The sequence below is a fragment of the Acidicapsa borealis genome (assembly GCF_059115245.1).
In genome coordinates this window covers 895,754-913,852 of sequence record NZ_JCACNY010000001.1, presented here as the reverse complement: position 1 = coordinate 913,852, position 18,099 = coordinate 895,754, and the positions used below count along the sequence as shown (strand labels likewise).

16 protein-coding genes are annotated in these 18,099 nt (G+C 60.3%); 6 read left to right on the top strand and 10 right to left on the bottom strand.

Going from position 1 to position 18,099, the window contains the following annotated elements:
- Positions 1–8: 8 nt before the first annotated feature.
- The 5 genes from AC5S27_RS03775 to AC5S27_RS03755 all read left to right on the top strand — a co-directional run bounded on the left by AC5S27_RS03775 (position 9) and on the right by AC5S27_RS03755 (position 3,918).
- Positions 9–461: a cytochrome c oxidase assembly factor Coa1 family protein gene (locus AC5S27_RS03775; RefSeq protein WP_493933243.1), complete on the top strand. Its 453-nt coding sequence runs from the start codon at positions 9–11 to the stop codon at positions 459–461.
- Positions 462–544: 83 nt separating this feature from the next.
- Entirely contained in the window at positions 545–2,104 is a 1,560-nt protein-coding gene (locus tag AC5S27_RS03770; RefSeq protein WP_493933242.1) for an amidase, read from the top strand.
- Between the two features lie 25 nt (positions 2,105–2,129).
- A complete protein-coding gene (locus tag AC5S27_RS03765; protein WP_493933241.1) occupies positions 2,130–3,257 on the top strand; it encodes an alpha/beta fold hydrolase in 1,128 nt (375 codons plus the stop codon).
- A gap of 74 nt (positions 3,258–3,331) precedes the next feature.
- Positions 3,332–3,739 (top strand): DUF6677 family protein, encoded by a 408-nt coding sequence (locus tag AC5S27_RS03760; RefSeq protein ID WP_493933240.1) that lies wholly within the window; start codon positions 3,332–3,334, stop codon positions 3,737–3,739.
- Entirely contained in the window at positions 3,736–3,918 is a 183-nt protein-coding gene (locus AC5S27_RS03755; RefSeq protein ID WP_493933239.1) for a hypothetical protein, read from the top strand. Before AC5S27_RS03760 ends, AC5S27_RS03755 begins: the two co-directional genes overlap by 4 nt.
- On the opposite strand, the gene AC5S27_RS03750 is transcribed toward AC5S27_RS03755, so the two are convergent.
- The 5 genes from AC5S27_RS03750 to rbfA form a co-directional block, all read right to left on the bottom strand.
- Positions 3,915–4,919, bottom strand: a complete 1,005-nt coding sequence (locus AC5S27_RS03750) for a GNAT family N-acetyltransferase (protein WP_493933238.1) — start codon at positions 4,917–4,919, stop codon at positions 3,915–3,917. The genes AC5S27_RS03755 and AC5S27_RS03750 overlap by 4 nt on opposite strands.
- Before the next feature lie 275 nt (positions 4,920–5,194).
- Entirely contained in the window at positions 5,195–7,018 is a 1,824-nt protein-coding gene (locus AC5S27_RS03745; RefSeq protein WP_493933237.1) for an ArnT family glycosyltransferase, read from the bottom strand.
- A gap of 126 nt (positions 7,019–7,144) precedes the next feature.
- On the bottom strand, positions 7,145–8,401 hold the full coding sequence (locus tag AC5S27_RS03740) for a glycosyltransferase (protein ID WP_493933236.1): 1,257 nt from the start codon (positions 8,399–8,401) through the stop codon (positions 7,145–7,147).
- A gap of 44 nt (positions 8,402–8,445) precedes the next feature.
- Positions 8,446–9,477, bottom strand: a complete 1,032-nt coding sequence (locus AC5S27_RS03735) for a DHH family phosphoesterase (protein ID WP_493933235.1) — start codon at positions 9,475–9,477, stop codon at positions 8,446–8,448.
- 28 nt (positions 9,478–9,505) lie between these two features.
- Positions 9,506–9,940: a 30S ribosome-binding factor RbfA gene (gene rbfA, locus AC5S27_RS03730; protein ID WP_493933234.1), complete on the bottom strand. Its 435-nt coding sequence runs from the start codon at positions 9,938–9,940 to the stop codon at positions 9,506–9,508.
- A gap of 481 nt (positions 9,941–10,421) precedes the next feature.
- On the opposite strand from rbfA, the gene AC5S27_RS03725 reads away from it, so the two are divergent.
- Positions 10,422–14,135, top strand: a complete 3,714-nt coding sequence (locus AC5S27_RS03725; protein WP_493933233.1) for a TonB-dependent receptor — start codon at positions 10,422–10,424, stop codon at positions 14,133–14,135.
- A gap of 47 nt (positions 14,136–14,182) precedes the next feature.
- Here the strand turns inward: AC5S27_RS03725 and AC5S27_RS03720 are convergent, their stop codons facing one another.
- The 5 genes from AC5S27_RS03720 to trxB are packed head-to-tail and all read right to left on the bottom strand — an operon-like array spanning position 14,183 to position 18,024.
- A complete protein-coding gene (locus AC5S27_RS03720) occupies positions 14,183–14,515 on the bottom strand; it encodes a DUF503 domain-containing protein (protein WP_493933232.1) in 333 nt (110 codons plus the stop codon).
- An 18-nt stretch (positions 14,516–14,533) separates the two neighbouring features.
- A complete protein-coding gene (locus AC5S27_RS03715; RefSeq protein ID WP_493933231.1) occupies positions 14,534–15,964 on the bottom strand; it encodes a sodium:solute symporter family protein in 1,431 nt (476 codons plus the stop codon).
- A 50-nt stretch (positions 15,965–16,014) separates the two neighbouring features.
- The gene (locus AC5S27_RS03710; protein WP_493933230.1) at positions 16,015–16,362 is read right to left on the bottom strand and encodes a DUF167 domain-containing protein; all 348 of its coding nucleotides are present in this window, start codon (positions 16,360–16,362) and stop codon (positions 16,015–16,017) included.
- Positions 16,362–17,102, bottom strand: a complete 741-nt coding sequence (locus AC5S27_RS03705; RefSeq protein ID WP_493933229.1) for a YggS family pyridoxal phosphate-dependent enzyme — start codon at positions 17,100–17,102, stop codon at positions 16,362–16,364. Before AC5S27_RS03705 ends, AC5S27_RS03710 begins: the two co-directional genes overlap by 1 nt.
- Entirely contained in the window at positions 17,092–18,024 is a 933-nt protein-coding gene (trxB, locus tag AC5S27_RS03700; protein WP_493933228.1) for a thioredoxin-disulfide reductase, read from the bottom strand. The genes AC5S27_RS03705 and trxB overlap by 11 nt, the downstream gene beginning before the upstream one ends.
- Positions 18,025–18,099: the final 75 nt, after the last annotated feature.

Genomic DNA, 18,099 nt, shown 5'->3' with positions numbered 1-18,099 from the left:
GACAAGATTTGAGCAATCTGGATTCGCACCTGCCAAGCAAGGAAACCAACAGCGCGGCGAAGAAGTCGAAGCTGGTGCGCAACGCGCTCATCCTCGCGCCGGTCGCGCTCTTTCCGTTTCTGCTGCTTGGCGTGCTGTTCGCTTTCAAGAGCAGCAGCCAGAAGCGCGCGATCGCCGATCCTGCCATCTACCAGGCGCAGATCTCGCCAAAGGTCGAGGCTGCGCTTGGTCTACCCATTCAGCCGGGTTGGCCCGTGCGCGGCACCGTCATTTCGAAACACGGCTTCGGCAACGCCGACCTGCAGATTCCGCTTAACGGCAGTCGCGGCAAGGGCACTCTGAGCGAATGGGCGCAGCAGGAGAAGGGCAAGTGGCACATCTGCGGGCTGCGATTGGCCGCACCAGACGGAACCCTGCTCACTTTGGTCGATGAAGCCACGACGCATTGCGAACCTGAGTAACGCGCCGAATTTCAGCGCCTCGAATCTTCCGCCAGATTTTCCGTGCGTTGCCCGGTGGAGCATGCTATCAATCGAACATCCTGATGACCCGAATCAAGCCTGCCATTCTTGCCCTTTTCCTTCTCCCGACCATGCTCGCCGCGCAAAAGCCAATACCCTTCGAAGTCACCGGCGCTACCATTGCCGAAACGCAAGCAGCGATCCGCGAGGGGCGCACGACCTGTCGAGCCATCGTCGAAGGCTATCTCGCACGCATCAAGGCGTATGACCAGACACCGCTCGGTCCCGATCACCTGCCGCTGAACGCTATCGTCCTCGTCAATCCGAATGCGCTTGCGGAAGCAGACGAGTGCGACCGCAAGTTCGCGGAAACGCACAAGCTGCCTCCACTGGGCGGCATCGCCGTGCTTATAAAGGACAACTACGACACGGCAGGCCTGCAGACGACAGGCGGCTCGCTGGCCATGAAAGGCTTCATCCCAGAGCACGACGCTACGATGGTGGCCAAGCTGCGCGCTGCGGGAGCGATCGTCCTGGCCAAGACCAACATGGCCGAATGGGCCTTTAGCCCGTATCTCACGGCAAGCTCCATCGCCGGGATCACACGCAATTCTTACGACCTGACGCGCGTTCCCGCTGGCTCGAGCGGCGGCACCGGAGCGGGCGTGGCAGCCAGCCTAGGCCAGTCTGGCCTGGGCACGGACACAGGCAACTCGATCCGCGGGCCATCGTCCCACAACGCATTGGTCGGCATTCGACCAACAATCGGACTCACCAGCCGATCCGGTATTATTCCACTCTTTGCGCATAACGACGTAGGCGGCCCGATGGCCCGTTCGGTCGCCGACGCGGCTGCGCTTCTGACCGTCTTAGCCGGACCCGATCCTGCCTATCCGGTCACTGCCCAGGCTGCTGACTATCCGCATCTTGATTACACGCAATCGCTCGACCGCCACGGACTCAAGGGTGCGCAGATCGGTGTCTTCCGGCAGTACTTTGAGACCAAAGACACTGACCCAGAAGTAAAGGCCGTCACTGAACAGGCTTTAAAGACACTGGTGCAGGAAGGCGCTACGCTGGTCGATCCATTCACCATTCCCGACTACGAAGCGCTTGAGAAGAACCTGTGGTGTGGGGACTTCGAGGCTGACCTCAATCACTATCTCGCACAGCATCCGAACGCGCCGTATCACGACCTTAAGTCGATTGTTGCGTCAGGTTTGTATCTGCCGTATATCGAGGAAGAGATCAAGGGATCTGTCGCTCCGCCGCAGAAGGATGACCGCCGTTCGCCTTGTGAGGATGTCTACCACGATCCGGCAAAGATCGCCTTCCGCAACGCCCTGCTCGCGGCGATGGCGAAGGATCATCTCGACGCCATCGTCTACCCGACGTGGAGCAACGCGCCGCGCAAGGTGGGCGACATGACCAGCCCTGCGGGAGACAATAGCCAGGTGCTCTCACCGCAGACCGGCTTCCCGGCAATCACCGTTCCCATGGGCTTTACCCACGGCAACCTGCCAGCTGGGCTGACCATCCTTGCGCCTGCGTTCCAGGAGGACCGCCTGATTCGCTACGCCTACAATTTCGAGCAGGCCACGCACCATCGCAAAGAACCTGCGCTCTTCCCTGCCCTACCTTAGCCACTCAATCCTGGAGTCTTTCCACATGAAGCTTTTCGCCGCCGTCCTTCTCGCTTGCAGTGCCATCGCGTCCGCCGCGCAGACTCCAGTTGCAAAGCTGGAGCCGGTAGAGCACACATTCATCCTCCACAACTTCAAGACGGAGAGCGGAGTCGTGCTGCCGGAGGCGAAGATCGTCTACGGCACCTACGGCAAGCTGAACGCAGCGGGCGACAACGCCGTGCTGCTGCCCTCGCACTACATGGCCGAGATGCACGGGTACGAGTGGCTCATCAAGCTGGACAACTCCCCCAAATCGCAAGCGCATGTTCTGGACCCCAGCAAGCAGTTCCTCATCGCGACAGAGCTGTTCGGCAACGGCCGATCTTCCTCACCCAGCAATACGCCTGAGCCATTGCACGGGCCGCGCTTTCCGGTTACGACCATTCGCGACAACGTAGAAGCTGTTCACGAGCTGCTCACGAAGGAGCTCGGCGTTAAGCATCTGCAGGCAGTGATCGGTTTTTCGATGGGCGCACAGCAGGCCTTTCAATGGGCCGTCTCCTATCCGGATTTCATGAGCTATGTGGTGGCGACTTCCGGCACCGCGAAGACCTACGGTCACGGCATTGTGCGCAATGAGAGCGAGATCAACGCCATCATGACCGATGCGGCGTTCATGAATGGCGACTACAAGACGCAGCCGGAGAAAGGTATCCAATCCTTCTCGCTGGTATGGACAGGCTGGCTCTATTCACAGGAGTGGTGGCGCAGGGAGTTGTGGAAGGTCGGCGCACCAGCGGGTGCGACTCTGAGTTCAACCATCGATGAATACCGCAAGAACTTCATTCCTAACGCCGACGCCAATAACCTGATCCTGCAGATGCGCACCTGGGAAAAACACGATGTGGGCACCACTCCGGGTTTCAACGGAGACCTGCAGAAAGCGCTGGGCAGCATCAAGGCACCGGTGCTCTACATGCCTTCCGCAACCGATCTCTACTTCCCTGTCGGGGATGCCCAATACGAGACGCAGTACATCCCGAAATGCACGCTGCTGCCGATTCCCTCGCTCTGGGGACATCCAGCCGGTGCGGGCGCAAGTCCGGAGGATGAAAAATTTCTGAATGAGCACATCGCGGCTTTTCTCAGCCAGCCATCTCCGCGCCCATAACTCCGTCTAACTCCCAATGAGCACGATGTGTGGAACCGAATCCCGCAGCGTGCGTACTGTAGAATGAGAGAGAAATGGCGACATCGACCACCAAACCTGCAGCAGTCAAGTCTGAACGCTCAGGCTTCCAATACGGACCGTTGCTGGCTGGCTGGCTGTTGCCTGGCGCGGGTCACTTCATGCAGCGCAAGTGGATTCGCGGCGGTCTGCTGCTAGCGTCGATCGGCGGCATGTTCGTTCTCGGCATCCTGATGCAGGGGAAGCTTTACACGGCTGCTCATGACATCCTGGACATTCTCTGCATGGCCGGGGACCTGGGCTCGGGGCTTTTTTACTTCGTGAGCCGCCAGTTGAACCTGGGCGCGGACTCGGTCCAGGTCACTTCAGCGGACTACGGTAGCCGCTTTATTGTCGTAGCCGGCCTGCTCAATATCATCGCCGCGGTGGATGCGCACAATCTCTACACTGGCAGGAAGAAATGACCTTCGCGCCCTCTCATTTCACCGCCGTGCTGCTTTTCGGTCTATTCGTGTCCGTGGTGTTTGCCATCACCATGCGCAGCACACCAAAAATGATGGTCCGCTTTGGCGCCTGGTGCTTTTCGCTGTTTATCGGATCGGCGATCGCGCTGAGCTGGATTATGTATTTTCTGGCCCGCTAGCGCCTGACCCAGACAGCTGCGTTGAAGCTGTGGGCCACGGTATAGCCTTCGGACTTGTATAACTCGACGGCCTTGGTGTTTGCTTCTGTTACGGTCAAGGTGAGATCCGTCATGCCCTGGCGCTGAAACTGCACGGCTGCCATCTGCAGCAGCATCCGGGCCAGCCCCATTCGGCGATAGGCGGGATGGACGCATAGCTGCGTAATGTGGCCGCACTGCGGACTGACGCGCGAGCCCAGCAACAGGGCAATCGGTTCCCGATTATGCCGCTCAACCACGACGTGCGAAGCCTGGGGTGAGAACACGCCGCATCCGGGGAAGCGAACGATATTCTGCAGAAACCGCTGTGAACCGTGGACAGAGCGGTATTGGTCATTGATGCGGCTGTCGGGATGATCGCGATAGGCTTCGGCGATCAGCCTACCAGCGGCGTTGAGATCGGAGTCCTGCCAGGGACGCAGTTCCAACTCCGGCGGCAGTTCAATGGAAGCCTCGAGTGCGCTGGAAACAAGACTTCGGCGCAGATAGAGACGCTTGTATACGTCGAAGCCGGCCTTGAGAAACACCTCGGAGTGCTCTCCGTCCCGATGAAGGAGTAACTGGGACTCGATGCGGTCCACACCGGGAGAATGCAGCAATAGTTCGAGCAGTCGCAGCAGCAGACTCTCTTCGACTTCCCGGCCAGCGTTTGTATCGCGGCCAAGAAAGGGAACGTCCGCTCCGCCTGCAAGGCCTTCGGGAAGAGCAAACACATCACCGATGACGGCCTTCGAATCCTCGTAAACGCAGAAGATGTAGCCTGTCACTTTACCGGCATCGACAGCGACATAGCCGGGAAGCGAACGGGAATCGAGATATTGCAGGAGTAGTTTGGCCGAGGCGAGATAGTCCCAGTTCAGGCGCTCACGCCAGATGGCGCTCTCCGCCTCCAGCACCGGCCGCAGCATCGGTGCAGCGAAGTGCCGCAAGTCCAGGATTTCTAGCGAAACACCGGAAGCCATGCCATGCCTCAACTTCTGCTACGCATCCCTTGAGACGGATGCCAGAAACATTGGACGTAAACTGTTGGACGGACTCGAACCGTATGCGAGTTCCCTGCAGTGTTGCCGCCCGCTCCGCAAACTACAGGCCAGAATTCCCGCGAATCCGGGGATTGTGGAAAAGCATACAGTACTTCCAGTCCCACGTCCTTGCCAGATTGCTGACCGGCACCCCATGCTGCCCACTTCGGTTAGACTCACTGCCCGCCGCTCCGGACTCAGGATCATCAGACAAGCTACCGTTTGCCGACGAGATACACCACAAGTTCCTGCTCCGGCCAGTTGAAAAGAGGTTCGTAGTGGCGGCCTTCGAGATACTCATGCAGTGCAGCCTGCGAGCGCAGATCCACTCCGCCCTTGCCCATCACCCGGACGACGAGCACATGCTCCTCATCGGGCACGCCAACGCCTTCGTAATTCGCAACTTCGTGATTGCGATAGAAGGCGAGCCCGTACTCCATGTCCCGGCGTACGCGGAAGACAGCGACGGTTTCATCGGCCGGCACGTAGGCTGTCAGACGTTCTGCGAGTGGCCGGGCTGAGTAGGATCGGTCCAGCAATTCGATCGAACGCTTGCTCGCTGCCACTCCCGGGATCCCGAAGAACGGTCCGACTCCGTACAGGAAGAGCAGCAGCACGACCGTGACGGAACAGGTGGCCACGCGCAGCCGGGCCACTCCCCAGCGTTGCACGACCAGCAGGATCAGCAACGCTGCCGAAAGCGCGGAGATCATCGCGACCACCAGAGCGGGAGCCGGCGGCATCGACTGCGTGCCATGGGCGACAAACCATGGCAGGAGCAACACCGTCGCGGTCACGACACCCACAAGGACGGCATGCCCGATCAGTACCCAGCGCTCCAGCCCGCGTGCACGGGAGCGGAAGAGGAAGTCTCCCGTAAGAATGGCGATGGGGGGAATCGAAGGCAGGATGTAGCCGGGCAGTTTGGATTGCGAGAAAGAGAAGAAGAGGATCGGGATCAATGCCCAGAGCACCAGGAATTCAGGAAAGGCATCTCCCGGCTGGCTGTCTCCGATTTTTTTCGGCACCAGTCTGCCCAGGCGCGCGTGGCGGATGCGCCACTCCACCAGCGATGCACGCAGACCGTCCGCTACAGAACGGATTGCGATCACCGTCCAGGGCATCGTTGCCAGTAGAACGACCACAAGGTAGTACCAGACCGGTTGCTGATGCTGGTACTTGTTGGTCGCAAAGCGCTCTAGATTGTGCTGCAGGAAAAACTCGTCGAAGAAGGTGGGGTTCTGGTGCTGCACGGCGATGAACCACGGCAGCACGATGGCGAAGTAGAGCAGGATGCCCGGCCACCAGAGCGACTTCCAGAAGATCCACCACTCCTTGCGCAGCGCGGCAAAAGCACCCACGATGACCAGCACCAGGAATGGCGCTACGGGTCCCTTCGCCAATGTGGCGACGGCGGTAAAGAAGTAAATGTCGAAGAGCCAGAATTTGGACTTCGTCTCGTACCAGGCGTACCAGCCCAGCAACCCGATCGAGAGTGGTGCTGCGAGTTGCATGTCCGTGGAGGCGCCGCGAGAGAAGCCGATGATGCCAACGCAGGCTGCGGTGATCAATGCCGCGTCCAGGTGGCCTCCGCGACGGAAACGCCGCATGTGCAGATACGTCAGGCCGACGAGCCAAAGCGCGAAGCTAACGGAAGGCAGCCGGGCGGCCCAGTCGGAAACGCCAAACTCCTTGAAGATGTACATCGCGCGCCAGTAGTAGAGCGCGGGCTTTTCCAGCCACGGACGGCCATAGAGATAGGGCGTAACGTAGGCGCTCAACTGCTCGCGCAACGTATGCGCGTTGTTGAGCTTCTGCAACATCTCATGAGCGATCTGCGCATAACGGGGTTCGTCGGCGCCCACCAGGCCCATACCTGCTCCGCCCAGCCACGGCGTCACGCCGTAGAGCAGAAAGAAGACCATGAAGCCGACGAGGCTGATGACCTCCCAGCGCGTGGTGCGCGAAGGCACCTTCCAGTAAGGCGACCACCAGCGCGGGCGGTCAGGCGTAATCGAGGTATCTGGTGGCAGAGTCATCTCCACTGGGTTCGGCGTTAGACCGTTCGTCTCAGTGTAAAAAAGCTAAGGCTTACTCGGCCACTTCGGGGGGAATCTGGCCCAACCACCCAAGGCTAACAGATTTTAGCGAAGGCCCCTGTGCGTTTAAGAAACGGCAAGCCGACTGCCCGTGAACTTCGCCTCGATTGCATCTATGGCCGAGATTAGGGCAACTTCACTGCCAATCTGTCGTCCGACTTCTCTGGCCCGGGTCGCGATGCTTGAGTCTTCAAGCAGCCTACGCAGGGCAGAGGCAGCCGTCCGGACCGAATACTTCTGCTTTGCCAGGCTTAGCCCTGTACCCAGCCGGGCGATCCGCGCGCCATTGTCCGGTTGGTCCCAGCCATAGGGCACAATCAGCTGCGGTTTGCCGGCGAGCAGGGCCTGTCCTGTTGTTCCCGATCCGCCCTGATGCACGATCGCCGCGGCATGAGGAAATACCTGGGAGTACGGCGCATAGGGAAGTGCGAGCACATCGGCAGACGACGCTCCGGGAGCCATTTCGAGCCCAATCAAGAGAGCTCTCCGTCCCAGGTTCCGTGCCGCATCCACGCTGGCCTGGTAGAAATTGCCGGGATTGTGGACTGCGGTCGAGCCGAGCGTAAAGACGATCGGCGCGTCGCCTTCGGCCAGAAACGCAGCCAGCTCCGGCGGAACCGCCGGGCCGGCATTCCCACGGTCGAAGAAAACAAATCCCGGCTGGATCGTTTGTCGTGGCCAATCGGGCTGCGGCTCTGCCAGCAGGCGTGAAAAGAGCGCGAGCACAAGGTCAGGCGAGAACTTGTCGCGGATCAGTGGATCGCAGTCCGGGCGCAGACCAAGCTCCCGCCGTAGCTGGCGCACCGGCTCCCACCAGTGGCGGGCAGCCAGCATGCCGAGCCGCAGAATTCCGCGATTGACCAGCCACCCTGCCCGCCGCAGCCGATATAGAGCCGGCGCGTTTACCAGCAGCGACGGATCGTGCGCGGAAAAGAACGAGCAGGGTGAAAGGATCACCGATGCCCAGGGCAGGCTGAGCTTCTCCGCAACCAACGGGGCGGCGTAGCAAAGCTCCCCGGCCAGCATCAGGTCGGCATCCCTGCCCGCAGCCAGCAGGTCGTCGTAGGTATCGCGCAGGTGGGGCAGAACCAAGCGCCGAAACAGAATCTCGGGACCACTCTTCAGGTCCTCGCACTGGGCAATCAAAGTTTGATCGGTCGGATCCCAATTCGGGCGCATGGCGCGGAATCCGATTCCCAGCGATTCCACCCTGGCGCGATAGAACTCCGTCGAAGCCACCGTAATCGAGTGCCCTCGCCGCTTGAGCTCTACGGCGAGCGCGAGCATCGGGTGCAGATCGCCGAGCGAGCCGATGGTCGCCATCAGAATCCGCTTCGGCAACACGGCCGCGGCGCAACCTTCCTGGCTCACAATCCGAGCACACGCATGTCATGGCGAAGCGCAGACAGAATCTGCTCTGTCGCACGATCGACTGGACCGTCGAGCGTGCAGCCGGCAGCGTTCTCATGGCCCCCGCCACCCAGCCGTTCGCTGATTGCCGCTACATTGATCTTGCCCTTGCTGCGCAGGCTAAGGCGGATACGGCCTTCGGGAAGTTCCCGCAGAAAGACTGCCGCCTCTACGCCAGCCGCCGAAAGCGCATAGTTGACCACGCCTTCGCAATCCTCTTCCGCGGCGCCGGCCTGAAGCATGTCGTCATGCGTGACCCAGAGCCACGCGAGCGCTCCATCGCGGGTCAGCGTGCTGAGCGCCCGGCCAAGCAGCAGCAACTTCGAGAAGGGATTGGCAAAATACACATCCCGCGCGATCGACACCGGATCCGCGCCGGCGGCCACCAGTTCGCCAGCCAGCGTAAAGGTATTCGACTGGATACCGCCGTAGCAGAAGCCGCCGGTATCGGTGAGGATCGTGGTGTAGAGGCAGGTCGCCATTTCCGGCGTAACAGTGCCCCCGGCAGCCCTCACCATCCGATGCACCAGTTCCCCAACCGAGCAGGCCGTCTGGTCGATCCAGTTCAGATCGCCGAATTCCTTGCCACTGGCGTGGTGGTCGATGTTGATCTGGAACATTCGTTCCAGACCACGCAGGCGGGTGCGCTCCAGGCTGTCGCATTCGAGCAGAATGACGGCGTCATACGGGCCGTGCACACGCATCACGGTTCGAATCGCTTGCGCGCCGGGCAGATTCCGGTACACGGCAGGAATCCGGTCGGCAGCCACGAGGTCTGCGCGCTTGCCCATCTGCTGGAGCAGCATGCCCATCGCCAGCATGGACCCGATTGCGTCGCCATCCGGCCGGGAGTGGGAACAGACAAGAAAACGCTCGCCCTCCTGGATAGCCGCCAGAATCGCCTCAGCCCGTGGGCCGAACGCAGCCCGGCTCAGCGCGTCATCTGCGCGCCTGGACTGGGCAAACCGGATCGGTTGAGGACTGGCCATTCGTGTCAAAACCTCTACTTGCCTCTGCTTATTTGGTTGGAGACGCATCGGCGGCCGGCTTGTCACCGATGTCCGCCACTGCGGCTGCAACCTTCGCCGCCTTCTGCCGCTTCTTCACTCGTCCCAACAACTCGTCAATGCGGGTCTGGAACTTCTCTGACTTGTCGACGTGAAAGCTCAGGTCGGGAATACGCCGCGTTCCCATCCGCTCCAGCAGCTCGTGCCGGATATACCCCTTGGCCGCAATCAGCGCTTCCACCGTCTGCTTTTCAGCTTCTTCGCCGCCATCGACAGCGATATAGACCCGCGCCGACTTCGACCCGGGATTCATTGCTACTTCGGTCACATAACAGAACGCGATGCGCGGGTCGGAAAGCTGACCTTCCAGCATGGTTCCAATCTCTTCACGCAACGTTTCCGCAACCCGGTTCCTGTGGTACACACGTGCTCTGGGCTCAGCCATCGATTTCCCTCCGGGTAAACCACTTAGGATACCAGAGCTGGTCATTTGGCCCAATTCGCCGCGTCCAGACCAGTATGCCAACTCAAAACGCGCTCCTCAATCGCATACTCGCCTATTCTTTTTCTTGACCCAGCCACGGCGGTGATTTACAGATAAGTGACATGTTTAGTTGACGCGGCCTACATGCCCCGCTAAACGATACCCCTTACATCAGCGAGTCTTGATGGGTCTACGCGACGCCTTCGATTCTTCGTCTCTCCATCTGTCCAGCGGCAGCAACCCGCTTGATGGGCAACGTCCGCGTGACCTGCGCGGGGATCCCATGTTCTGGTAGTTCACCTACTCGCGCCAATTCCGTGCGATCGGTCTAACCTCCCAGGCTGCATTCCCATTTCGGACAAGGAGCAGATGAGCCCGTTTGCGCAATCCATTTCGCCGCGTGATCGATTCAAACCAACATCTGCATATCAAGGAGAAGACTTTGAAACGGTTCTTCCTCGCACTCCTGCTCACTCTGACCGTCTCCGCTGTCGCCTTCGCGCAGTCCGTCACTTCTCTGCAGGGCCGTGTCACTGACCCCAGTGGCGCGCTTGTCCCGCATGCACACGTTAAGATCACACTCGTCTCCACTGGCGCCATCCGCGAAGGCGAAACCAACGAGAGCGGCGACTTCCAGTTCCAGCAGCTCATGCCCGGCACCTACTCTGTACTTGTCGAATCCGCAGGATTTGCACCTGCACTGCGCGAGAATCTTGCCCTGCAGGTCGCGTCCCCGGCATCGATCAATGTCGTGCTGACTGTGGCGGGTTCGCAGCAAACCACCGAAGTCGTTTCCAGCGATTCAGCATTGCTCAACACGGTAGACGCCACGCTCGGCAACACGTTCGACAGCCGCCAGGTATCCACCCTGCCCATCGAAGGCCGCAACGTGGTCGAACTCCTCAGCCTGCAACCTGGCGTTACCTTCATCGGCAGAAACGCAGGCAACAGCGACAGCGACTCCCGCTCCGGCGCGGTCAACGGCTCGCGCAGTGACCAGTCCAACGTCACCTTGGACGGCATCGATGTGAACGATGAAAACGGCGGCTACGCCTTTACCAGCGTGCTGCGCATGACCCAGGATTCGGTGGGCGAGTTCCGCGTCACCACCAGCAATCCCAACTCTGACGCCAGCCGCGGAGCCGGAGCGCAGATCGCGCTGGTGACCAAGAGCGGCACCAACTTGATTCACGGCGCGCTCTACGAGTACAACCGCAACGTTCTCTTTGCCGCCAACGACTACTTCAACAAACAGACAGAGATCGCCAACGGCGAACGCAACCAGCCCGACAAGCTGATCCGCAATGTTTTCGGCGCGGCGGTCGGCGGCCCGATCTGGAAGGATCGCGTCTTCTACTTCGGCAATTTCGAAGGCGAGCGCCGCATTGAGAGCTCGTTCCCCGAGCGCATCGTTCCCACCGCCACTTACCGCCAGGGAATCCTGCAATACCAGACCAGCGATGGCGGCACTTATGCACTGACCGCCGCGCAGATCCAGGCCATGGACCCGCTGAAAATTGGCGACAACGCCGCCATGCTCACGCTGCTGCAAAGCTATCCCATGCCCAACGATCCGACTGCCGGAGACGGGCTCAATACCGCTGGCTACCGCTTTTCGCAGCCCGTGAAGAGCTCCTACAACACCTACATCGCCCGCCTCGATTGGAATATCTCGCAGAAGCACACCATCTTCTGGCGCGGCAACCTGATCAACGACGATGCTCCCGGAGTTTCGCAGTTTCCCGGCCAGCCCATCGCCAGTCGAACGCTCGCCAACAACAAGGGCTTCGCGCTTGGATATACCTACGTCATTACCCCAAACCTGGTGAACAACTTCCGCTGGGGACTGACCAGGCAGGGCGGTTCCAACGCCGGCATCTCGTCCGCTACCCAGGTCAGCCTCGAAGAGATCGACTCACCGGTGTCCTTCTCCCGTTCCAGCAACAATCACATCCCGGTCAATAACTTCATCGATGACGTGGCCTGGACCCGTAAGAACCATAACTTCTCCTTCGGCTTTGACCTGCGCCACATCGACGACTGGCGCTCCAGCACGGCGAACTCCTTCCCCGATGCGCAGATCAACATCGGATGGATGCAGCCTTCGGGCATCGCCAATACCGGCGCTCCGCTCGATCCTGCCATCTACGGCTACCCCACCGTCGCCGGCTCTTTCGGCGGCAACTACGACGATGGGATCATGAATCTCGTCGGCCTCGTCTCGGAAGTGGACGCTGTCTATAACTACGACAAGACGGGCAAGTCCATCACCCTCGGTGCGCCGCTGCTGCGCGAGTATAAGTGGAACGAATACGACGGCTACGCGCAGGACTCCTGGAAAGCTACGCGGGATCTCACGCTCACCTTCGGCCTGCACTACTCCTACCTGCAGGCGCCTACCGAGGTGCACGGAACTCAGGTTGGCGCCTGTCAGATCACCAGCAATGGATGTACTCCTTATGCGCTGAGCGACTTCTACAACGCCAGCTACGCGCAGGGTGTCAGCGGCGGCTCTGCCAGCAACGTGCCTACACTCTCCTTTGATCTGAACGGCCGATCCAACCATCGCGCTGACTTCTGGACGCCGGACACGAAGGATTTCGCGCCGCGCTTTGCCTTCGCCTATTCTCCATCGAAATTCGGCGCAGGCAAGACCTCCATTCGCGGCGGCTATTCTCTGGTCTTCGACCACTTCGGCGCGGGCATCGTGAACTCCTTTGACACCTCTGGCTCCTTTGGCCTGTCCAGCAACGTCTCGAACCCTGCCGGCGTGCAGACCGTCGCCACAGCGCCGCGCTTCCAGGGCATCAACTCCATTCCCACGACGCTGCTTCCGCCCGCGCCAGCCGGAGGATTTCCCGCTACTCCTGATACCGGCGCGTTCGCCATCAGCTGGGGTCTCGACTCCAAGCTCAAGACGCCTTACGAGCATGTCTTCGACTTCTCTGTGCAGCGTGAGCTCACCAACCACGCATCGTTGGAAGTGGCCTACGTAGGCCGCCTGACTCACCGCCTGCTCGAACAGGAAGACGTGGCGATGCCGCTCAACCTCTCCGCCGCCGGCACGAATTACTTCACCGCTGCCTCGGCTTTCTCCGCGCAGACGCATGCCGGTGTGCCCGTCGGGCAGATCGGCAAAGTTCCCTACTGGGAAACGCTCTTCGGGCCGCTCGCCGGCCAGACCGGCATCTGCAACGGCGACGACGCTCCCACCAATCCCACCGCCAGCCAGAACGTCTATTGCCTTTTCGAGCAGAACATCGGCAACGAGACCAATGCTCTCTTCACGCTCGACCTTCCCGGCAACGGAACGGGCGCAGGTGACACCTATCCCGCGTACCGCTTCTATCATGATCAGTACTCTGCCCTCTACGCGTGGCGCTCGATCGGCCAGTCAAACTATCACGCCATGGAGGTCACCTTCCGCCAGCACTTCGGAAGCGGCCTCGAAGCCGACTTCAACTACACCTGGTCGCACTCGATTGACTGGACCTCGCAGGCTGAGCGCCTGAGCACATCGGGCGGCAACAACGGCGCGCAGATCATCAACAGCTGGAAGCCGGATCAGCTTCGTGGGACGTCGGACTTCGACATGACGCACCAGCTCAATTCCAACTGGATCTGGGATATTCCCGTAGGCCACAAACGCCGCTTCCTGGGCAGCGCCAACCGCCTCGTCGATGCAGCCATTGGCGGCTGGCAACTGACCGGGATCCTGCGCTGGACTTCGGGGCTTCCCTATGCCGTTGACGATGGCTCCCGCTGGCCGACCAACTGGGACATTGAAGGCTTCGCAACACTCCCCGGCAAGATCCCCAGCGCGGCCCTCAAGCGCGGCAAAGGACAGCAGCGCTACGCCGATCCGGTCGCCGTTTACGACAGCTTCCGCCAGGCCTATCCCGGCGAAAGCGGCACCCGCAACCCGCTGCGCGGCGACGGTTTCTATGACTGGGATGCGGGCCTGAACAAGACTTTCCAGATCTACGGGCGAACACATCTCCAGTTCCGCTGGGAGACCTTCAACCTGACCAACAGCGTTCGCTTCGACCCGCAATCGATCAGTTCGCGCCTCGACTCGGCAAACAGCTTTGGCAACGCCTTCAGCGTGCTGACGCAACCGCGCGTGATGCAGGTCGCTGCGCGCATTGAGTTCTAAACAATGAGCTGAAAAGGGCCGCGCGGAGATGATGCCGCGCGGCCTTTTTATTCCTCTGCGTCTGCCGCAAAGCCGGTCTCAAGACTGGGCTCGACAAACTCCCACCAGGAGTCGGTGACCTCAGCCCCAAGCTCGCGAATCATCCGCTGCGCCGCGCGCTCCACTTCTTCAATTTGTCCGCGTAGATAGTCGCGCGAACTGGAGATGCCGGCCACGCCAATCGTCGCCGATTGCCATGTGACTGCCTCGTCCAGTTCCGCGACAGAGACATTGAACCCCTGCCGTAGTTGATCCTTCAGCGAACGCACCACCTGCCGCCTGTCCTTGAGCGACCGCGCATGTTCGATGCGTACTTCCAACGTGAGTTGAGCCAAAGCCATGTGCATTTTGCGAGCTGTCTAGGAGAATTTCGCCAGTTGCGCCGCACTTGGCCTGGCGGTAAAGAAGCTCACTACGATCATCGCAAACACGGCAGCAAAGAGCGCGGGAAAGATAGCGTCGCGGTCGGAAATGATCTGCGGAAACAGCGCCTTTACCGCCGCCTGATCCCAAACCAGCGTGACGGCAGTACCCGTCGCGATGGCCGCCACCGCTCCCCACGGAGTAACGCGCTTGGAGTAGAAAGCCGCCAGAATGACTGGCGTGAGCGCGGCGGAATAAATCGTGTAGGCATACAGCATTTTCTCCAGAATGCTCTCTGCATACACAGCCTGATAGAGCGCCCAGCATCCCAACAACACCACCGTCAGCCGCGAAACAATGAGGACACGCTTGTTGCTCGCATCAGGGGAGATATAGCGCACGAAAACATCGTTGACCAGGTTTGTCGCAGGCGAGAAAAGGAAGTTCGACGCAGTGGAGATCACCTTGGCAAACACGGACGCCAGTAGCAAAGCTCCCAGGAACGCTGGAAGCCCATGGCGTGCGGTGTACGGAATAATTTCGCGCGGGTGAAGTGACACTTCCCCGGTTGGGAACATCGCCGACCCAGCCACGGCAATCGTGATGATCGCCACTTCCAGGATGACCGTTCCGATGATCCAACCCACGACTGCTCTGCGTGCGTCCTTTTCGCTCTTCGCCGAGAAGAACTTTTGATACATGGCCTGGTTGCCAAGCATCAGCAGCAAAGTTGGAACGAGAAATTCGAGCGCCCGCACCAGCGTCAGATTGCCCAGCACCTGGAAGTGCGTGGCAGGCAAAGCAGCCCGCACCCCTGCCCAGCCTCCTGCGTGAATGACCAGGTATGGCGCCGCGATCAGGCAAGTCACAGAAACCAGTCCGCCGATGATTAGATCCGTGTAAGCCACCGAAGACATGCCCGCAAGCGCAGTCATCACGATGACAAAAAAAGCAATCAGATACGTTCCCATCGTCGGCGAAACCACATCCGGAAAGATGAGGTGGAGTACATCACCGCCACCCCGAAACTGGTAGCTCGTAATGCCCACATACGCGAAGAGAATTGCGATCACGCCCAGCACCCGCGCCGTCTGGTTGTAGCGCGCCTCCAGCAGATCCGGGATGGTGAACTGCGCAAACTTCCGTGCTCTGGGCGCGATGAAATAGATAAGCAACAGCCCGAGCCATCCACCGGCAGGCTGCCACAACGCCGCAAAACCATTCTTGTACGCATTCTCCGCGCCGGCAAAGAGCGAACCGGCGCCGATCCACGAGCTCAGCAGCGTGAACACCAGCACGATCGCCGGCAGCGAACGCCCCGCGACCAGGTAATCCGCCTTGGTCTTCACCAGCGAAGCACGAAAGATCGAAACGCCCATGAGCGTGACAGCGATGACAACCAGCAGGATGATGTAAAGCGACGACATGGGCGGGTGTTCCCCTCAGAAAGGAATTAACCCGAGTGTAACGGATGCAGCTACGCCTGGACTCCCATCGCCGTTTGGAGGATCGCCTCGACAGCCGCCACAGTCGTTCCGCGCAGCACCAGCAGCTTGAACCGGTCATGCTCGCCATGAACGATCGAAATCCGCGACCTCGGGATACCCAGAAGCTTTGACATGTACGCGACCACGACCTCGTTCGCGCGCCCTTCGACCGGAGGCGCCTTGACCGCAAGACTTAAGTGTGGCCGGTTGCCTTCCCCGTATATGCCGGTGATGCCGGTTCGCCTGGCCCCCGGCTGCACACGAATTGCCAGGCTGCACCCCTCCGGATGCACGCGCAGATAGTGGTCGGTGTTGGGGGACGCTTCAGGCGCGACCATCAATCGTACTGGCGCTTGCCAAACAGCGCAGTCCCCACGCGAATCCGGGTCGCGCCTTCGGCAATGGCCAACGGAAAATCACCGCTCATGCCCATCGAGAGGACAGGCAGATTCAGCCGCGGATGCGCCTGCGCCAGCTTGTCCCGCAGCACTCGCAGCGCCCGGAAACAGGCTCGCGTCTCATCATCCGGAGCGCCCCAGGGAGCAATCGTCATCAACCCCTGCGCCTCCAGGTTGGCCAGCGAAGGCAGCAGCTCCATGAGTTCGGCCAGTTCCGGCGAATCCGGATCGATCCCGGCCTTGGTTTCTTCGGAACTCAGCTTGACTTCGACCAGCACCGGCAACCGCTTGCCGAGCTTCTCCGCAGCCTCATTCAGCCGCTCGGCCAGCTTCAGCGAATCCAGCGAATCGATGCCGTCGAAGATCTCGACCGCCTTGGCCGCTTTATTCGACTGCAGATGCCCGATCAGCAGGGCACGCATCTTGCCGCGCACGCCCTGCTCGGCCAGCTCAACGGATTTCCCGGCGAACTCCTGAACGCGGTTTTCTCCGAACAGCGTCAACCCAAGACCCACAGCCTCCACAATGGCCGAAGTTGGATGCACCTTCGAAACTGCGACCAGTTCGACCTCGTTGCGGGGGCGGCCTGCGGCTCGGCAGGCAGCCGCTATCCCCTCCTCAACGCGAGCAAGGTTGTCCGCGAGTTCAGACACCAGTTCCGGCATCCGCTCAGTGACCATGCTCTTCGAGGAACTTCTCGGCCTCAAGCGCAGCCATGCAGCCCGAACCGGCAGCGGTAATCGCCTGGCGGTAGTGCCGGTCCTGTACGTCGCCGCAAGCGAAGACACCCTCCACCTTGGTGTGCACGTTGTTCTTGGTCAGGATGTAGCCGTCTTCGTCCAGGTCAATCTGCCCATGGAACATCTTTGCATTCGGCTCATGGCCGATGCCCAGGAAGAATCCCGTGACCGGCAAGACCGACTTTTCGCCTGACTTGACATTGCGAATATGCAGCCCGCAGACCGACTTCTCCTCAACGCCCAGCACTTCTTCGACAACCGTGTTGGTCATGATCTCGATCTTGGGATGCGCGATCACCCGCTCCATCATCACCTTGGAGGCACGGAAGCTCTCGCGGCGGTGCAGCAGGTAAACCTTGGTCGCAAAGCGTGTGAGGAACAACGCCTCTTCCATCGCTGTATCGCCGCCGCCGACCACGGCAATGTCGTGTCCGTTGAAGAAAAAGCCGTCACAGGTCGCGCAGCTGGAAACGCCATGCCCGATCAGCGCCTGCTCGCTCGGCAAGCCCAGCCAGCGCGCACTGGCGCCCGAAGCAATGATCAGCGTCCGCGTACGAATGTCGCCGTGTGAGGTCTTCAAGTGGAACGGGTGCACGTTCAGATCCACTGAAACGAGGTGGCTGGTCTTAAACTCCGCCCCAAACCGCGCCGCCTGCTTCTTCATGTTCTCGATCAGCTCCGGGCCTTGAATCCCATCGGGCCAGCCGGGAAAGTTCTCCACCAGCGTAGTAATCGAAAGCTGCCCGCCGGGTTCATGACCCTCCAGGACCAGCGGTTTCAGGTTCGCCCGAGCCGTGTAAATGGCGGCAGTAAGGCCTGCGCAGCCGGAACCGAGAATGACTGTATCGCGAATTTCTTCCATGACGTTTTTTCCTAATCCAAACAAATGCAGACCTGCTGATTGTATCGGAGTACCTGCGACCGCCGCTTCTGCATA

Bases quoted from the DNA above. Each gene is read 5' to 3' on its own strand.
- AC5S27_RS03770 (WP_493933242.1), top strand. From the start codon at position 545: ATGACCCGAATCAAGCCTGCCATTCTTGCCCTTTTCCTTCTCCCGACC.
- AC5S27_RS03765 (WP_493933241.1), top strand. From the start codon at position 2,130: ATGAAGCTTTTCGCCGCCGTCCTTCTCGCTTGCAGTGCCATCGCGTCC.
- AC5S27_RS03760 (WP_493933240.1), top strand. From the start codon at position 3,332: ATGGCGACATCGACCACCAAACCTGCAGCAGTCAAGTCTGAACGCTCA.
- AC5S27_RS03755 (WP_493933239.1), top strand. From the start codon at position 3,736: ATGACCTTCGCGCCCTCTCATTTCACCGCCGTGCTGCTTTTCGGTCTA.
- AC5S27_RS03750 (WP_493933238.1), bottom strand. From the start codon at position 4,919: ATGGCTTCCGGTGTTTCGCTAGAAATCCTGGACTTGCGGCACTTCGCT.
- AC5S27_RS03745 (WP_493933237.1), bottom strand. From the start codon at position 7,018: ATGACTCTGCCACCAGATACCTCGATTACGCCTGACCGCCCGCGCTGG.
- AC5S27_RS03740 (WP_493933236.1), bottom strand. From the start codon at position 8,401: ATGGCGACCATCGGCTCGCTCGGCGATCTGCACCCGATGCTCGCGCTC.
- AC5S27_RS03735 (WP_493933235.1), bottom strand. From the start codon at position 9,477: ATGGCCAGTCCTCAACCGATCCGGTTTGCCCAGTCCAGGCGCGCAGAT.
- rbfA (WP_493933234.1), bottom strand. From the start codon at position 9,940: ATGGCTGAGCCCAGAGCACGTGTGTACCACAGGAACCGGGTTGCGGAA.
- AC5S27_RS03720 (WP_493933232.1), bottom strand. From the start codon at position 14,515: ATGGCTTTGGCTCAACTCACGTTGGAAGTACGCATCGAACATGCGCGG.
- AC5S27_RS03715 (WP_493933231.1), bottom strand. From the start codon at position 15,964: ATGTCGTCGCTTTACATCATCCTGCTGGTTGTCATCGCTGTCACGCTC.
- AC5S27_RS03710 (WP_493933230.1), bottom strand. From the start codon at position 16,362: ATGGTCGCGCCTGAAGCGTCCCCCAACACCGACCACTATCTGCGCGTG.
- AC5S27_RS03705 (WP_493933229.1), bottom strand. From the start codon at position 17,102: ATGGTCACTGAGCGGATGCCGGAACTGGTGTCTGAACTCGCGGACAAC.
- trxB (WP_493933228.1), bottom strand. From the start codon at position 18,024: ATGGAAGAAATTCGCGATACAGTCATTCTCGGTTCCGGCTGCGCAGGC.